The sequence below is a fragment of the Streptomyces inhibens genome (assembly GCF_022221585.1).
GTDB classification, from domain to species: domain Bacteria; phylum Actinomycetota; class Actinomycetes; order Streptomycetales; family Streptomycetaceae; genus Streptomyces; species Streptomyces inhibens.
Genome location: NZ_CP084681.1, coordinates 4,354,343 through 4,369,310, shown reverse-complemented (window position 1 = coordinate 4,369,310; position 14,968 = coordinate 4,354,343). Strand labels below are relative to the sequence as shown.

Here is a 14,968-nt window from a genome sequence, read left to right as displayed (position 1 = left end):
TTGCTCCCCCACTGCCTGAAGGGCGTGGGAGGTACCCCCACGCGGCGGGCGGTGGGTTATCGGGTGGGACGGGGACTACACCGCCGTCCAGTCCGGGCGGCGGCCGCCGAGCGCCACCACCTTGTCGAGGAGCGGGGCGTCCTCCGGCACCGGAACCACGGTGCCGAACAGCGGCCCGCTCGCCCCGCCCTCGGCCCAGGCGGAGAGCAGCGCGTAGGAGACCCCGAGGCTGTCCGCGTCGGGCGCGTACTCCTGGCCCGTGGCGCGCGCCAGGTCCCAGCCGTGCAGCACCAGCTCATTGAGCGCGACCTGGCCCGCGACGGAGCCCGGCAGGGCAACACCGCCCGCCTGGGTCTCCCCCTCCCATGCCTGCGGGGCGCGCCAGGCTTCCACCATTCCCGCGAGGTTCCGGTCCAGTTCGGCCCGCCAGCCGGGACTCACCTCGGGCCGGAACGCATCGGGGGAGGTGTTGGTCGTCGGGCCGAGCTCTTTGCGCGCCACGTCCTGGAAGGCGGCCGTCAGCCCGACGAGATGCCCCAGGAGGTGGCGTACGGCGTACTTCTCGCAGGGTGTGGGTGCATCGAGCTGGTCATCGGCCGTCTGCGCCGCGAGCCGCGACACCAGCCGGGTCTGCGCCGCGAAGTCGATCATCTCGCTCATCATCCGGGTCCTTCCGTCCTGGGGCCGTCGCCGCGGTCCCTCACCAGGGGCGGTCCTGGCCGGGTACCGCCCTCCCAGTGAAGACGCCGCAGACGCCCGGAACTCATCGCCACACCGCCGGCCGCCCTCGTGCCCCCCCCGGCTACTCCGTATACCGCTCCCGCAGCGCCGCCTTGATCACCTTGTTCAGCGGCCCGCCGCGCGGCAGCTCGTCGATGATCTCCAGCTGCTCCGGCAGCTTCTGCGTCATCAGCCCGGCCGCCCGCAGATGCGCGGTCAGCAGGCCCAGGGTCAGCGGCGGGGCGGCCGGATCCGCGGGCGTGATCACCGCGCACACCCGCTCGCCACGGGCGCGGTCCGGCAGCCCGATCACCGCCGCCTCCGCCACCGCCGGATGGGTGTGCACCAGGTCCTCGATCTCCTGCGCCGAGATGTTCTCGCCCTTGCGGATGATGATGTCCTTGAGCCGCCCGGTGAGCACAAGATGTCCGTCGGGACGCAGATGTCCCAGGTCACCGGTGTGGAAGTAGCCGTCGGCGTCGAACGCCTCGGTGGTCAGCGCCGGATCCGTGTAGCGCCGGAAGAGCATCGGCCCCTTGAGCGTGACCTCTCCGGACTCCCCGGCCCCGGCCTCGGTCCCGTCCGGTCGTACGATCCGCACCCGCGCGCCCGCCACCGGCCTGCCGACCGTCCGCGACAGCTGCTCATCGCTGTCGTACGGCGTGCCCATGGCGATCATCGGGCACTCGGTCATCCCGTATCCGTGCACGATCGCGCACGCCAGCTCCCGCCCGGCCGCCATATACAGCTCCGGCGGCATCGGCGCCCCGCCGCCGGACAGCAGCCGCAGGGACGGGATCAGCCGCCCGGCGTGCGGCAGCTCCTTGCGGTAGCGGCGGGACTCGTCCAGGAACGCCTGGTAGAAGGCGGTGCTGCCGCCGGCCATCGTGACGCCCCGCCGGCGGTAGACGGCGGCCGCGCGGCCCGGCTCGAAGCTGTCCAGTACGACCGCGGGAAATCCGCTGACCAGCATGGCGATGACATAGTCCGGGCCGGCGATATGCGCGTACGGGAAGGCGATCGAGCCGATGTCGTCGGCGGACATACCGAGCGCGGTGGCCAGTCCGACGCCGCCGGCGATGAGCGTGGCGTCGGTGTGCTCGACGCCCTTGGGGGCGGAGGTGGTGCCGGAGGTGTAGTAGATCCAGGTGGTGCCGCCGTCCCCGCCGCCGGGCGCCCGCCCGGGCTCCCCGCCCGGATCGGCGGTCGGCAGCCCGCCCTCCACCGAGATCACCCGGACCCCGTCCCCGGCCGCCTTCCGCACCATCGCGGTGTGGTCGAACCCGCGCCAGGTGCCCGGTACCAGCACATATTCCGCCGCCGACTCGGCCAGGATGAAGCCGACTTCGCGCTCCCGGTGGAGGGGGATGATCGGCGTCTGCACGGCCCCGAGCCGGGCCAGCGCGAGCGAGGCGAGCACCGTCTCGATCCGCGTCGGCAACTGCCAGGCCACCCGGGTCCCGGCTCCGATCCCCAGCTCCCGGAACCCGGCCGCCACCCGCAGCGCCTCGTCCCGTACCTCGTCGAAGGTGACGGTCCGCCCGTCCTCGTCGAAGAACATCGGCGCCCCGCGCGAGGCCCGCGCCCGGTACTCGACCAGTTCCCAGAGCGTCTGTATGCGAGCGGGTTCGAACACGGCGCGCCTCCTGGCTGCGAGCAGGGCGGAACGTGGCCCGGCCCGGCGACCTCACCAGGGCCGAATGGCGCGACTGTAGCAGCGGATCTGACGGGGCGTCAGTATGTCTGCGGCCGATGGCCTCACGGCCGGTGGCGGTCCTCCGCACCGAGGTTCCCGGTGAGGGGGGCGTGGCGGTCGAGAGCGGTGACATCGGCGGGCTGCGGGCGATGGTGGTCGGCCAACGCGGGTGTGGCGGCGGTGCCGACGATCGCGACCGTGAAAGCGACCAGGGCTATGGCGTGCTTGATGCGGGGCACTGTGGCTCCTTCAGTGACGGCGGAACAGCTGCTCGTCACGAGAGACTAGTAACGATAGGACGTCAGTTCGGGCGCTTGGCCGAAACTGGTGCGGTGTACCGGAACGCCGAAGCGGTCGTGAAATGGCCGCAGGGACCGGTTGCGATGGCTCCCCTCCAGCCATCGAACCGGCCCCTGCGATCCCCCGAAACCCCCTGCTCAGCGTGGCTTTACTTCGGATCCCCGAGCGGCGCGTGCTTGTCCTGTGCGCTCATGGTGCCGGCGGTGGTCCCGTCCGCGGTGACCGGCTTCGCGGCGGCCTTCTTGGCGATACGGGGTGCGGCGATGGGCGCGTGCTTGTCCATCGGCTTGATGATGGGCTTCTTGCTCGGCTGGATGTTGCTCTCTTCGGTGCTCACGGTGACCAACTCCTGTGTGTGGGCGCTTTCAGAAGGCCCGGCCGGCGACTCCCCCGTGGGTCGCCGGACGGGCATTCCAGGGCCGCTCACCCTAACGGTGGGGCCTAGCAACCGAGCCGCTTGCCCCCCGAGGCGGCGGATCGGCACTAGAGAGACTGACCGGTCGCGATGAACGATCGATAAACGTCGGCGCCAACGTCCTGACCTGTGGCTCCGCGCCCGCACACTTATGCGGCGGCGGCCAGGGCGAGCAGCGACTGCACCTCGCGGACCTCCGGCGAGCCCAGACGTTCGTAGACGGGCAGGGCTTCCTGCCAGCACACGCGCGCACGGCCGGTGTGGCCTATGGCGTTGAGCGCGCGCCCCAGCAGCGTCAGGGCGTTGGCCCGCCACCACTCCCCGCCGACGCCACGCAGGGCCGTGAGCGCCTGTTCGGCGTGGTTGGCGGCCTGGGTCGGGCGGTGGTCGCCGAGGTCGATCTCGCCCAGCCTGAAGTAGGTCATGCCTTCCCAGAAGCGCTGCCGGTTGTCCTGGAAGATGGCCAGGGCCTCGGTGAGTTGCTGGGCGGCCTCGTCCAGACGTCCGGCGCGGGTGAAGGCCAGGCCGAGGGTGTACATGCCGTTGGCCAGCCGCCTGGTGGCGCCGAGCTTCCGGTAGATGTCGATGCCCTCTTTGGCGAGGCGTATGGCGCTGTCCAGCCGCCCGGTCTCCAGGTGCACCCGGGCCAGATTGCACAGTGCGCTGGCTTCCGACTGCTTGTTGTGGTCGTCGCGGAAGGCGGTACGCGCCTGGCTCAGATACGGCTCGGCGTCGGCGTAGCGCTGCTGGATGATGGCGATGATGCCGCGGTCGTTGGGCGCGTTGGAGGAGGAGAACGCGTCCTCCGTGGCCAGCCCCAGCAACATGGCCGACCGGGCGTGCGCATCCGCGTCGTCGAGCCGTCCGGCGAGGGTGTGCACATTCGTCAGCGAGGTGTGCAGCCGGGCCTCGGCGCGCTGGTCGCCGAGGTCCCGCGCGGCGGCCAGCAGGATCTTGTTGGCCTGCTCGTACTGATGTGAGTCGGCGCTGGACTCGGCGAGGTCCAGCGTCAGCAGCAGCAGGTCGACGGCTCGGCGCAGGGTGCCCTCGGTGGTCGACTGCTGAGCGCAGGCCAGCAGGCAACGTGCCTCCCCGAAGAGCCACTTCAGTGCCTCGGGGCGGTCGGCGAACTCCAGGCCCGGGTAGTTGGTCGGCTCCATGTGGTCGACGAGGCGGTCGCCCGGCCGCTCCAGCGCGTACATGTGCGCGGCCGTCGTCAGATAGAAGTCCAGCAGCCGCGACAGGGCGGCCTCCCGCTCGGACGGCGGGTGTTCGTCCCGCTCGGCGCAGGCGCGTGCGTAGAGGCGCACCAGGTCGTGGAAGCGGTACCGGCCGGGCGCGGCCGATTCGAGCAGGGAGGCGTCCACGAGGGACTCGATGAGTTCCTCGGCCGGTTCGAGCGGGAGATCGAGAATCGCCGCAGCGGCCGCGAGCGAGATGTCCGGCCCGTCGGCGAGCCCCAGCAGCCGGAAGGCGCGTGCCTGCTGCGGCTCCAACTGGCCGTAGCCCAGCTCGAAGGTGGCCTTGACGGCGAGGTCGCCGGCGCGGAGTTCGTCCAGGCGGCGGCGTTCGTCGGCGAGCTTGCTGGCCAGGGTGGAGACCGTCCACGTACGGCGGGCGGCCAGCCGGGAGGCGGAGATTCGGATGGCCAGCGGCAGGAAGCCGCAGGCGCCGACGACGGCCATGGCGGCCTGGCGTTCGGAGTTGACGCGCTCCTCGCCCACGATGCGGGTGAAGAGGGCCAGGGCCTCCTCGGGGCTCATCACATCCAGATCGATCAGATGCGCCCCGGCCAGATCGATCATCCGTGCCCGGCTGGTGATCAGCGCGGCGCAGCCCTCCGCGCCGGGCAGCAGCGGGCGGATCTGCGCGGCGTCCCGGGCGTTGTCCAGCAGCGCCAGTACGCGGCGTCCGGCGAGGGTGGAGCGGTAGAGGGCGGAGCGCTCCTCCAGGCCGTCGGGGATGGCGGAGTCGGGGGTGCCCAGGGCGCGCAGGAAGGAGCCGAGCACGGCCTCCGGTTCGCAAGGGGTGTGGCCGGCGCCCTGTAGGTCGACATAGAGCTGCCCGTCGGGGAAGTGCTCGCGGGCGGCGTGCGCGACATGGACGGCGAGGGTCGTCTTGCCGACGCCGCCGATGCCGGTGAGCGCGGAGACGGCCATCACGCTGCCCTCGGCGGTGGCGAGTTGCTGGCCGAGCTCGGTGACGAAGGCGCGGCGGCCTGTGAAGTCGGCGACGGTGGCCGGGAGTTGCTGGGGGCGGACCACGACGGGGTCGGCGGCGTCCGGACCGTCGGTGACGACCGGCGGCAGGTCCAGATCGGGGTCGGCGCGCAGAATGCGCTGCTGGAGGTCGGCGAGCGAGGCGCAGGGGTCGACGCCGAGTTCGTCGGCGAGCAGCCGACGGGTGTCGGCGTAGACGGCGAGCGCCTCGGCCTGCCGTCCGCTGCGGTACAGCGCCAGCATGAGCAGTTCGCGCAGCCGCTCGCGCAGCGGGTGGGCGGCGGTCAGCGCGGTCAGCTCGGACACCGCCTCGGCGTGGCAGCCGGCTTCCAGGACGAGTTCGATACGGGTCTCGGTCAGCGAGAGGCGCCACTCGTGGAGGCGGGTGCGCTGGGTCTCGACGTACGGGCCGGCGAGGTTGGCCAGCGGCTCGCCGTCCCACAGTGCCAGCGCCTTGTCGAGGAGTTCGCGGGCACGGGCGCGGTCCCCGGCGGCTTTGGCCTTCTCCGCCTCGGCGGCGTGCTGTTCGGCGAGGTCGTGGTCGAGATCCAGGGGGCGGCCGTCCACCGGGCGGATGGCATAGCCGCCGGACTCGCTGACCAGGGCATCGGCATCGGCGCCCAGCGCCTTGCGGAGCCGGGAGGCGTAGGTGCGCAGCGCGGCGAGCGCGGCATGCGGGGGTTCGTCGCCCCACAGGGCGTCGACGAGTTCGGACGCGGTGGCGGTACGTCCACCGCGCAACAGAAGCGCGGCGAGCAGCGCACGCTGCTGTGGAGAGCCCGCTGCCAGCGGAGTTGCGCCGCGCCAGGCCCGTACGGGACCGAGCACGGTGAAGCGGAGCCGCTCCCGCCCCGGACCGTCGTCCATGGTGTCCCCCTGCTCTGAGCCATCTGTCGCACCGTGCGCACCCCTTCGCTGTGCGCAACGGTCAGTCTGCCTTGTCGCGCCCGCTTCCGTCAGTAGGGGTCCGGACCGTGCACAAACCCTCCCCGGCTGATGGGGGCGGGGGCGGGGCGGCGCATGTCGGGGGCGCGGAGGCTGAGCTTCCGTGCGCCCCCTGTTGCGGCATTGCCCTCCACATTACTGACGGATCGTCAGATCAGCGCTACCGTGTCCGGCATGGAGACCTTCCCCAGGATCATCTCGGTGGACGACCACACGGTGGAGCCCCCCAACGTCTGGCGGGACCGGCTCCCGTCGAAGTACCACGACATCGGCCCGCGCATCGTCCGCGCACCCCTGAAGGAAATGACCTTCGTGGGCGGCAAATTCGCGCCGAAAATGGGCGCGGCGGGCGATGACGGACCGATAGCCGACTGGTGGGTCTACGAGGACCTGCACCGGCCGCTGACCCGCCTCGACACCGCCGTCGGCTACTCACGCGACGAGATCAAACTCGAAGGCATCACCTACGAGCAGATGCGCCCGGGCTCCTTCAGCGTCCCCGAACGCCTCGCCGACATGGACGTCAACCACGTCCAGTCCGCCCTCTGTTTCCCCACCTTCCCCCGTTTCTGTGGCCAAACTTTCACCGAGGCCAAGGACCGCGAACTGGGCCTGCTGGGCGTGCGGGCGTACAACGACTGGATGGTGGAGGAGTGGTGCGGCCCGCAGGCGCGCGGCCGGCTGATCCCGCTCACCCTCGTCCCCCTCTGGGACGCGGAGCTGGCCGCCGCCGAGGTGCGGCGCAACGCGGCCCGCGGCGTACGGGCGGTCTGCTTCAGCGAGATCCCTCCGCACCTGGGGCTGCCCAGCATCCACACCGATTACTGGGACCCGTTCCTGCGCGCCTGCGACGAGACCGGCACGGTCATCGCCATGCACATCGGCTCCTCGTCGAAGATGCCGTCGACCTCCGCCGACGCCCCGCCCGCCGTCGGCTCCACGATCACCTTCGCCAACTGCTGTTTCTCGATGGTCGACTGGCTGATGAGCGGCAAGTTCGACCGCTTCCCCGATCTGAAGATCATGTACGCCGAGGGCCAGATCGGCTGGATCCCGTACATCCTGGAGCGCGCAAACGTCGTCTGGGAGGAGAACCGCGCCTGGGGCGGCGTCGCCGACAAGGTCCTCCGCCCACCGTCCGAACTCTTCACCGAGCACGTCTACGGCTGCTTCTTCGACGACGCCTTCGGCCTCAAGAACCTGGACGCGATCGGCGTCGGCAATGTGCTGTACGAGACCGACTACCCGCACTCCGACTCGACATGGCCGAAGTCGAGAGAGGTCGGCGAGGCGCAGATGGGCCACCTGGCCCCGGACGTCGTGGAGCGCATCGTCCGGGGGAACGCGATCGAACTGCTGGGGCTGACGGGGGAGGGGCTCTGGGGGCCGTCGGCACCGGGCGCGTAGTTCCGTCCTCACCGCTGTACGGCCCTGGGTCCCGCCCGCAAGCACAGGCAGGTCGAGTGACCGCGCCTCCCCTGACATCGGCCCGCTTATCATGTGCAGGTCAATGCTCATGACGGGGGAACGGGGGAGAGCAGATGGCTTTCTTCACCCTCGCAGCCGAGCGCACCGCCGCATCCGGCCGGCGCGCGCGGCTCGAAGCCACATCTGCAAAGGAAGTCATGCGTCACCACCGAACACTTGCCATCGTCGGAACCCTGTTCGCCTTGGCATCGGTTTCCGCATGCGGCGGCCTGCCGTCCGCGGGTTCGCCCCAGGAGGCCGGGAACTTCCTCACAGGGACGCTCGGCTGCGAGCGCATCAACTTCGCCACGCCCCGCGAGGTGCAGCAGGTGCAGGCCATGGGGATGAGGGGCATCAACGGCGGCGGCGAGTGCGACGACCCGGCGGGCGGCGACGGTGACGCCGACTTCCTCACCATCGAGGACATGGAGGCGTTCCAGGCCGCCGTCAAGGCGGACGAGGACGAACAGGACGACCTCATGATCGGCGACGACTTCGCCGTCGACCCCAGCAGCGACGATCAGCGGCGCCAACTCCTCCAGTCCGGACTGCTGTTCCTCAATTGCACCCCGGACTTCAAGGCGCCGTCGGGCAGCACGGTCGAGGACGGCGAGGTCGACGGCTGCGCCACGACCGACTATTCGGAGGACCTTGACTGAGTCGCGTCGACGGATCCGCGTGGATGTCGTCCGCGTGGATCCGTTCCGCCGGTCGCGGACGGTCCGTCCCGTCCGCGACCGGCGGAAGGCGGTACACGGACGCCAGGGGCGCGTCTTTCTTCAGGTGCCCACTGCCGCGGAGAACCGCGAGGCCGCTGTGCAGCTGGCGCAGTCGGTTCCGGCGACGCAGGGCACCAGCGCCACCAAGGCAGGTTTTCCACAGGGGATCAACACGAACGGCCCCGCCCCGTACGCTGACAGTGACGAGCTGTACAGAGAGGGGCAAGGCCGTGTCTTCAGATGCTACGCCGGACCCGTACGCCGAGCCGGTGGTCTTCGGCCAGCGCATGCAGATCCTGCGGACCCGCAGAGGGATGAGCCGCAACGTCCTGGCCGGTCTGCTGGGCAAGTCGCCGAGCTGGGTGAAGCAGATCGAGGCCGGGCGTCTGCAGATGCCCAAGCTGCCCATGGTCCTCCGTATCGGGGAGGCTCTCAGGGTTCGGGACCTGTCCGAGCTGACCGGTGATCAGTCGATGTCGATCGGCCTGTTCGAGGGGCCAGGTCATGTGCGTCTGCCTCACGTACGTGCTGCGATCGATGCATTCCCGTTGACCACGCAGCGAGCGGCACCGTCCCCGGGGCACCTTCGTGAACGACTGACCCGGGCCTGGCGCGCCCGGCACTCCGCGCCGAACCACCGCGACATCATCGGGGCTCTTCTGCCGTCCCTCATCCAGGATGCACAGCTTGCCGTGTTGCAAGCCGACTCGGCGCGCGAGCGGCGGGTGGCGCAAGGTCTGCTCTCCGAGGCGTACAGCCTGAGCCAGTTCTTCCTCGCGTACCAGCCGGATGCCTCGTTGCTGTGGCGGGTCGTCGAGCGCGCGATGATCTCTGCGCAGGAATCGGAGGATCCGCACACCATCGGCGTGTCCGCGTGGCTGGCGACACAGGCGCATCGCGACAGCGGGCCGGCCCGTTTCGACGCAGCCGACGCGGTGAACCTGGAGACCCTCCGCTACCTGGATGCACTCCTGCCGGATGCGAGTAATGACGTGCTCGCCATCGCCGGTGCGTTGCAATTCGAGGCCGGGTACACCGCAGCCCGGCGGGGGGAGACGGGAACTGCATGGCGCTACTGGGACAAGGCCCACGCCATCGCAGAACGGCTGCCGGCCGACTACTACCACCCCGTGACCTCGTTCTCCCAGGCCGTCATGGGAGCACACGCGGTCACGGTCGCGGTCGAGCTGCACGCGGGCGCGGAGAGCGTACGGCAGGCGTCGGCCGCGGATGCTATGACGATCCCCTCCCGGCCCCGGCGTGCGCGGCACCGGATCGAGGAGGCACGTGGCTATCAACTCGATGGTCAAGCGGAGGCTGCCCTCGCGGCTCTCGGCAAGGCGTACGAAGCCGCACCGGAGACTATCCGCTACAACGGCTACGCACGGCGCATCGTCTTGGAGGAAGCGGAGTCGAAGAGCCCTGCGCAGCGGCGGAGGGCGAGTGAACTTGCCGTGAAGATCGGCGTATTGGCGGCCTGAGCAAGGGGGCACAAAGTGTGCCCCCTCTCCTCGTCGTGGGGCCATACGGTCAGTCACCGCACGACTACCGAAGACCCCCGTGACCGCGCGAACGGCCCGGGGGTACGGCCAACGCCTCGTAGGAGCGTCGACATGCCGCACTGTATCGCCCGTATCTTCGAGCCGCTGTTGCGGCTGTTACTGCCCGCGCCGGGACGTCATCGGTCGGAGGGCACGTACTCGTACGTGTCCATGCCGCCGCGTACGGATCGGCCGCCCGTACGGTCGCGGCTGGTGCGCGTACAGATTGTGCGGGGCGAGGACACCGTCATGGTGCGCCCGTATCTGGTGGCATACGAACGGCGGCAGGAGGAGCGGCTCCAATGCGTGTGGCGGCAGGCCCGGCAATCGGGAGCGCAGGGCGTGGGCTTCGGGCGCCGGACGATGCATGGGGCGGAGGTGGCCGCGCGATGAGCGAGCCGCAGGCGGTCACCCGGCTGCTGCCGTGGGTGAGCCCCGACGGGAAGACCTGCTTCCTCGTGAGCGACGGCAAGGGGGAGGGCGGGCTCTCCCGAGTCGCGGACCGCGTCGAAGCCGTACAGCCCGACATGGCGTACGGGCTGCTCGATCACGCGGCCGGAATGCTCGGGGACGGCAAGGTGCCGGAGCGGGAACTCCCCTTTCTTGGCTGCCAGTTGAGTGCGGCGCTCAGAGACGTATGCCGCCTCGCGGAGAGCAGGCGCGCGCGCCTGTCGGAGTCGGAGTCGGAGTGCGATGGCTATGAGGTCGAGCGAGGAGAGGGTGGGCGGCCGGGTGCGAAGTAACTTCCCACCAGTACGGAGGAGGAGTGCGGCGCCGTGTGAGTCCCGACGTGGCTTTGGCGGCCTGCCTGCTGGTCGCGTTTTCCGGCATCACCTGCCGGATGCCGGGTCGGCGCCGATAGGCGCGAGTCTTGGGGTTGCTGCGCGGCGGGTGGGCGGGCGTGGGTGGTCCGGCTGGCGGGCGTAGCGGTGTCGTGCGGGTGGGGTGACGGCGTCCCTGAGGAAACGGCGGACAGCATTCCGGATTCGAAGATTTTTCTAGAAAAAGATTCCATAATTGCTGTCCGTCGGGGCACACTTGACGGGTGCCGGCTCACGGGTAGGCGTCGTGACCGGGAAGGCAGGGTCGCCCCCGTTCCAGCTGCGCTCAAAGAGGAGGCTTCTGGTGAGGATCAAGGGTTATCAGTACTTCTGTGGGGAGTGCCGATTCCGCACTTCCCGGCGGAGTCAGTCGCAGAGTCTCGACGAGATGCAAGACCACTACGAAAAGCGCCACCCTGGCATTTACCCGCCTGAGCTCCTCTACCGGGTCAAGATCAAGCGTGGCCTGTTCGGATAGAGCCGGGACGGTCGCGCACTCGCCGCCTACTGTCACCAAATCTCTGACTCATGTCGCTGGGTCGTGTCTCTCCGATCGTGACCGGAGAGACGCAACCGCATGCGAAACCGAGTGCGAAAAGGCCGGTCACGGCCACATGATCACCGGCTGGCCCTCCATCACAGCGCCATGGATTTCCAAACGGGTGCCCACGTTGTTCTGCATCATCGCCACCCACTCGTTGTAGAACCGGGTGCCTGCCGGCGGCCCGCTCTCACCCGGCTCAACCCTGTGCAGCGCGAGCGCCCGGTCGTCGCAGACCAGCACCAGTTGCTCGGCGTCCTTGACGCCACTGTTCCGCAGCGCCGCAGCCGCCCTGCCCTGATCTGCGACGACGTCGTCTTCATCCAGGAGCTGTTGAAGGTCGGCGCGGGCCGAGTGCGGGTCGTTGAACACCGCCCACCGGAACCGTCCGGAGGGGCCCGAGGACGACCATGGTGCGTGGACGGCCATCCAGCTCCATCCGGGCCCCGACCGCCCTGTGGAAGCCGGGGAGTCCTTGTTCGGCATGATGCCGTTGAACGGTGATATCGCGGTGGGGTGTGCACCCAGCCGCTTCAAAGCTCCTCCTTGAGCCTGCTTCGCGCCAGGACGTTTCGGTAGCGGCGCTCGCGCACGGCGCTGCGCCTGAAGGCGATGCCTCCCGGCCACCGAGGTTGCGTTGCGAACGGCGGTGCGGCCAACTGCCCTGCCGTCAGCCGCAGGTGGGCCGGGACGGCGGGGTGGTCCCCACATAGCGGCGCCATTCGGCGTCGGTCAGATTGCGGTCGGCGATCCGGCAGAGGCTCTCGATCCAGGAGTTGACCGAGAAGTCCCAGGACAGGACCTCGCCGCCTTCGGTGGCCGTCCACAGCGTGCCCGTGCCGTCCACCATGAAGCTGGTGTGCAATCCGATGCCGCCCGTCCCCGACAACGTATGGGGCGGGATGGGGAGGTCGGGGCCGCCCAGCCGGTCCCCGGTGTCCGTGTCCCACCGGGTCAGGGTGCCGTTGTCGGCCAGGGTGATGACCGTACGGCCGTCCTCGCTCGCCGCCACCTTCACCCCGTTCGGCTCGTCGCTCTGCCAGCGGAACCGCCGCTCGTCCAGGTCCCAGCGGGCGAACGTCTTGCCGCCGTCGAGGAACAGCGAGCTTCCGCCGGCTGCCAGCGCGAACGCATTCACCTTCTCGCCGTTGAGGCGCACCGACTGCAGCTTCCGCCCGGAGCCGACGTCGTAGAGGTCGACGGCGCCCTGGGTGTTCTCCATGGCGGCCGTCCGGCCGTCGGCGCTCAAGGAGGAGAACAGCAGCTGCTGGGGGTCTTCGGAACCGCGTGGCACCGCGATCCGGGTGCGCTGCGCGGACGGGTCGGCGACATGGACGGCCCCGTCGGCCGTGGCGACGACCAGGGAGCCGTCGGCGCGCGGGGCGATGTCGAGCGGGATTCCCTGATAGCCGTTCACCGGCCCGGCGAGGGTCACCGTGCGTCGCTGCTCCAGGCGGGTGTCCTGGACCTGCCATGACTCCACCGCGCCGGCGAGGCCGGCGTACAGCATGTGGCCGTCGGGGCTGAAGGCGAGCGCGTAGTGGCCGGGGGCTTCCCCGCCCGTGAGCGTGCCGGGACGCTTCGGGCTCCAGAGGTGCAGCTTGGTGGCCTTGTCGAACGGTTCGTCCTCCATGAGGTTGCTCCAGGCGACCCGGCCGCCCGGGCCGGTGGCCAGGGGCGGGGCGACGAGCATGGTCTGCTCGTCCGCGAGGGACAGGCCGTGCGTATGAGCGATCCGGGAGGCCTGGTCGAAGTTCCACAGCGCGACCGTCCGGCCGTGTGCGGAAGCGAGCCTGGTGCCGGTGTTCGAGAACTTCAGCAGTGAAGGCCGGCCGACGCCGGTGAGCGTACGGACCTGGCTCGCCTGGACATCGGTCTGCGCGTCGACCGCCGTGATGCCGGACGCCGTACCCACGGCCATCCGGCCGTTGTCGGTCAGCGCCAGCATCGTGGCTTCCTCGTTGGGGAGCGTGGGGAAATTCGCGCAGGTGTCGGGGAGGGACTCGTGGCCGTTGACCTTCGGCAGCCGGCTGCTGGTGAAGAACCCGTACTTGAGGTATCCGAAGCAGTGGCCACCGTTGGAGACGGCCGGCGCGGCCTGGCCCGCGGGCAGTGAGAATTGCCTGCTGTCCTGGACCGTCCGCAGGTCGGGCACGGTGTAAAGGGCTCCGCCGCCCACGCCGTCGCGTAGCAGAAGGTGGGACTCGATGTTCTGGAAGACGACCACGCTGCTGTGGTGGCCGGTGCGCTTCGAACGGATTTTCTTCCTGGCCTTCTCGTAAAGCGTCACCGTGCCGTCCTCGTCCACGGCGGCCAGATGTCCCCCCAGGCTGAATTCCAGCGAGGAAACGGCCTTCGGCAGGGGAGCGAGCCGTCGCAGGGCCTTGCCCGTCAGGTCGTAGACGCCCACATTGCCCTGGCTGTCCCCGGCGGCCAGCTGCTTCCCGTCCGCGCTGAAGCCCACTGCCGTGATCCGGCCCGGCAGCGAGGTCCGGGCGCGCAGGGCGCTGCCGTCGGAGCGCCATACCGCCACCGCACCGCCCTCGTCCCCGACGGCGACCGCCGTGTCGTCCGCGCTGAAGACGAGCGCGCTGACGTTCTTCGCGCTGGGCATCATGCTCACCAGATGCGGGCTGTCCGTGGCGAGCCGGTTCAGCGCCGCGATGGCCTCGGGTGACTCCTGGATGCGGTACGCCTCGATCGCCAGCAGTGACGCCAGTCGCAGATTTCCGTCCTTCAGGTTCAGGGCGGTCGCGGCCAGCTGCCGGGAGGTCGCCAGCCGGGCCTGCTTCTGCGCTTCGTCCCGCTGGTGGAGGGCGTCCACCCACGCCAGGCCGGCCGCGACGGCGAGCGTGGTGATGACCGCGAGCGTGCCCCGTACGAGCCGTCTGGTTTTGCGCTGCTGGGTGACGTCCGCACCGATCAGGTCCTCTTTGGGGCGCCCGTGCAAGGGGGCCGCCAGATCGGCCACGCAGTGCTGGAAGCGAGGGTCCCGCAGCGAGCCGGGATCCTGTTCCGACATCCAGCGCAGATCGACCCAGCGCGGCTCGTCGGTGAACATTCCCGCCATCGTGCGTGGCAGGCAGGTGGTGCGCTCCCAGTCGAAGTCCCCCGCTTCGTGGTCCCACACCAGCTCGCCGTCGGTGACGGCGATCAGCATCCGCCGCGCCCCCAGGCCGGCGCGCCACCAGTTGATCTCCTTCTGTACCCAGGCCGAGCCGGCGGACGTCGGACAGGCGAGCAGAATGAAGGCGCCGGAATCCGCGAGATGACGCTCGATTTCGGGCCACAGCCCCGGGTTCGCCGACAGCGAGGCATTGTCGAGAAAGATGCGCAGCGCGCGTAACTGCCGCCAGCTGCGCGCGAAATTCTGCAGCCCCCGCCGCAGCCGATCGGCTTTGGTGCTGTCGGCCGTATGGCTGTAGGAAATGAAGGCGTCGTATCGGTGGGTGCGGTGCGGTGCGTTCTGGCCATCCATTCCGGATCCCCCGTCCGTCAGGTCGTCCACGGGACCATCGCGGACCCCGTCGCCGCATCATCCACATCGCCGGGAACGGTCGCAATGGCGCGTCACCGAAAGGGTT

At 70.0% G+C, this 14,968-nt stretch carries 12 protein-coding genes; 5 read left to right on the top strand and 7 right to left on the bottom strand.

Annotation, left to right across the window (positions count from 1 at the left end; translation table 11 throughout):
- Nucleotides 1-75: 75 nt before the first annotated feature.
- From KI385_RS19845 to afsR, 5 genes are all read right to left on the bottom strand, one after another.
- Complete coding sequence (locus KI385_RS19845) at nucleotides 76-660, bottom strand: TIGR03086 family metal-binding protein (RefSeq protein WP_238573499.1); 585 nt, start codon at nucleotides 658-660, stop codon at nucleotides 76-78.
- Between the two features lie 142 nt (nucleotides 661-802).
- A complete protein-coding gene (locus KI385_RS19840) occupies nucleotides 803-2,356 on the bottom strand; it encodes a class I adenylate-forming enzyme family protein (protein WP_238573498.1) in 1,554 nt (517 codons plus the stop codon).
- Between the two features lie 122 nt (nucleotides 2,357-2,478).
- Nucleotides 2,479-2,655 (bottom strand): hypothetical protein, encoded by a 177-nt coding sequence (locus tag KI385_RS19835; RefSeq protein WP_238573497.1) that lies wholly within the window; start codon nucleotides 2,653-2,655, stop codon nucleotides 2,479-2,481.
- A 209-nt stretch (nucleotides 2,656-2,864) separates the two neighbouring features.
- Complete coding sequence (locus KI385_RS19830; RefSeq protein WP_238573496.1) at nucleotides 2,865-3,053, bottom strand: hypothetical protein; 189 nt, start codon at nucleotides 3,051-3,053, stop codon at nucleotides 2,865-2,867.
- Nucleotides 3,054-3,280: 227 nt separating this feature from the next.
- A complete protein-coding gene (afsR, locus tag KI385_RS19825; protein ID WP_238573495.1) occupies nucleotides 3,281-6,217 on the bottom strand; it encodes an SARP-family global regulator AfsR in 2,937 nt (978 codons plus the stop codon).
- A gap of 252 nt (nucleotides 6,218-6,469) precedes the next feature.
- Between afsR and KI385_RS19820 the strand changes: the two genes are divergently transcribed.
- The 5 genes from KI385_RS19820 (at nucleotide 6,470) to KI385_RS19800 (ending at nucleotide 10,765) form a co-directional block, all read left to right on the top strand.
- Entirely contained in the window at nucleotides 6,470-7,702 is a 1,233-nt protein-coding gene (locus tag KI385_RS19820) for an amidohydrolase family protein (protein WP_342593462.1), read from the top strand.
- Between the two features lie 134 nt (nucleotides 7,703-7,836).
- Nucleotides 7,837-8,421: a hypothetical protein gene (locus tag KI385_RS19815; protein ID WP_238573493.1), complete on the top strand. Its 585-nt coding sequence runs from the start codon at nucleotides 7,837-7,839 to the stop codon at nucleotides 8,419-8,421.
- Nucleotides 8,422-8,711: 290 nt separating this feature from the next.
- The gene (locus KI385_RS19810) at nucleotides 8,712-9,962 is read left to right on the top strand and encodes a helix-turn-helix domain-containing protein (protein WP_238573492.1); all 1,251 of its coding nucleotides are present in this window, start codon (nucleotides 8,712-8,714) and stop codon (nucleotides 9,960-9,962) included.
- 132 nt (nucleotides 9,963-10,094) lie between these two features.
- Complete coding sequence (locus tag KI385_RS19805; protein ID WP_238573491.1) at nucleotides 10,095-10,415, top strand: hypothetical protein; 321 nt, start codon at nucleotides 10,095-10,097, stop codon at nucleotides 10,413-10,415.
- Entirely contained in the window at nucleotides 10,412-10,765 is a 354-nt protein-coding gene (locus KI385_RS19800; protein ID WP_238573490.1) for a hypothetical protein, read from the top strand. Before KI385_RS19805 ends, KI385_RS19800 begins: the two co-directional genes overlap by 4 nt.
- Nucleotides 10,766-11,447: 682 nt before the next feature.
- On the opposite strand, the gene KI385_RS19795 is transcribed toward KI385_RS19800, so the two are convergent.
- Both KI385_RS19795 and KI385_RS19790 read right to left on the bottom strand, forming a co-directional pair.
- A complete protein-coding gene (locus KI385_RS19795; RefSeq protein WP_238573489.1) occupies nucleotides 11,448-11,756 on the bottom strand; it encodes a hypothetical protein in 309 nt (102 codons plus the stop codon).
- A 298-nt stretch (nucleotides 11,757-12,054) separates the two neighbouring features.
- Nucleotides 12,055-14,862, bottom strand: a complete 2,808-nt coding sequence (locus KI385_RS19790; protein ID WP_238573488.1) for a toll/interleukin-1 receptor domain-containing protein — start codon at nucleotides 14,860-14,862, stop codon at nucleotides 12,055-12,057.
- Between the last annotated feature and the right edge of the window lie 106 nt (nucleotides 14,863-14,968).

Excerpts from the sequence above, each read along its gene's own strand:
- KI385_RS19845 (WP_238573499.1), bottom strand. The coding sequence starts at position 660 with ATGAGCGAGATGATCGACTTCGCGGCGCAGACCCGGCTGGTGTCGCGG.
- afsR (WP_238573495.1), bottom strand. The coding sequence starts at position 6,217 with ATGGACGACGGTCCGGGGCGGGAGCGGCTCCGCTTCACCGTGCTCGGT.
- KI385_RS19820 (WP_342593462.1), top strand. The coding sequence starts at position 6,470 with ATGGAGACCTTCCCCAGGATCATCTCGGTGGACGACCACACGGTGGAG.
- KI385_RS19815 (WP_238573493.1), top strand. The coding sequence starts at position 7,837 with ATGGCTTTCTTCACCCTCGCAGCCGAGCGCACCGCCGCATCCGGCCGG.
- KI385_RS19805 (WP_238573491.1), top strand. The coding sequence starts at position 10,095 with ATGCCGCACTGTATCGCCCGTATCTTCGAGCCGCTGTTGCGGCTGTTA.
- KI385_RS19800 (WP_238573490.1), top strand. The coding sequence starts at position 10,412 with ATGAGCGAGCCGCAGGCGGTCACCCGGCTGCTGCCGTGGGTGAGCCCC.
- KI385_RS19790 (WP_238573488.1), bottom strand. The coding sequence starts at position 14,862 with ATGGATGGCCAGAACGCACCGCACCGCACCCACCGATACGACGCCTTC.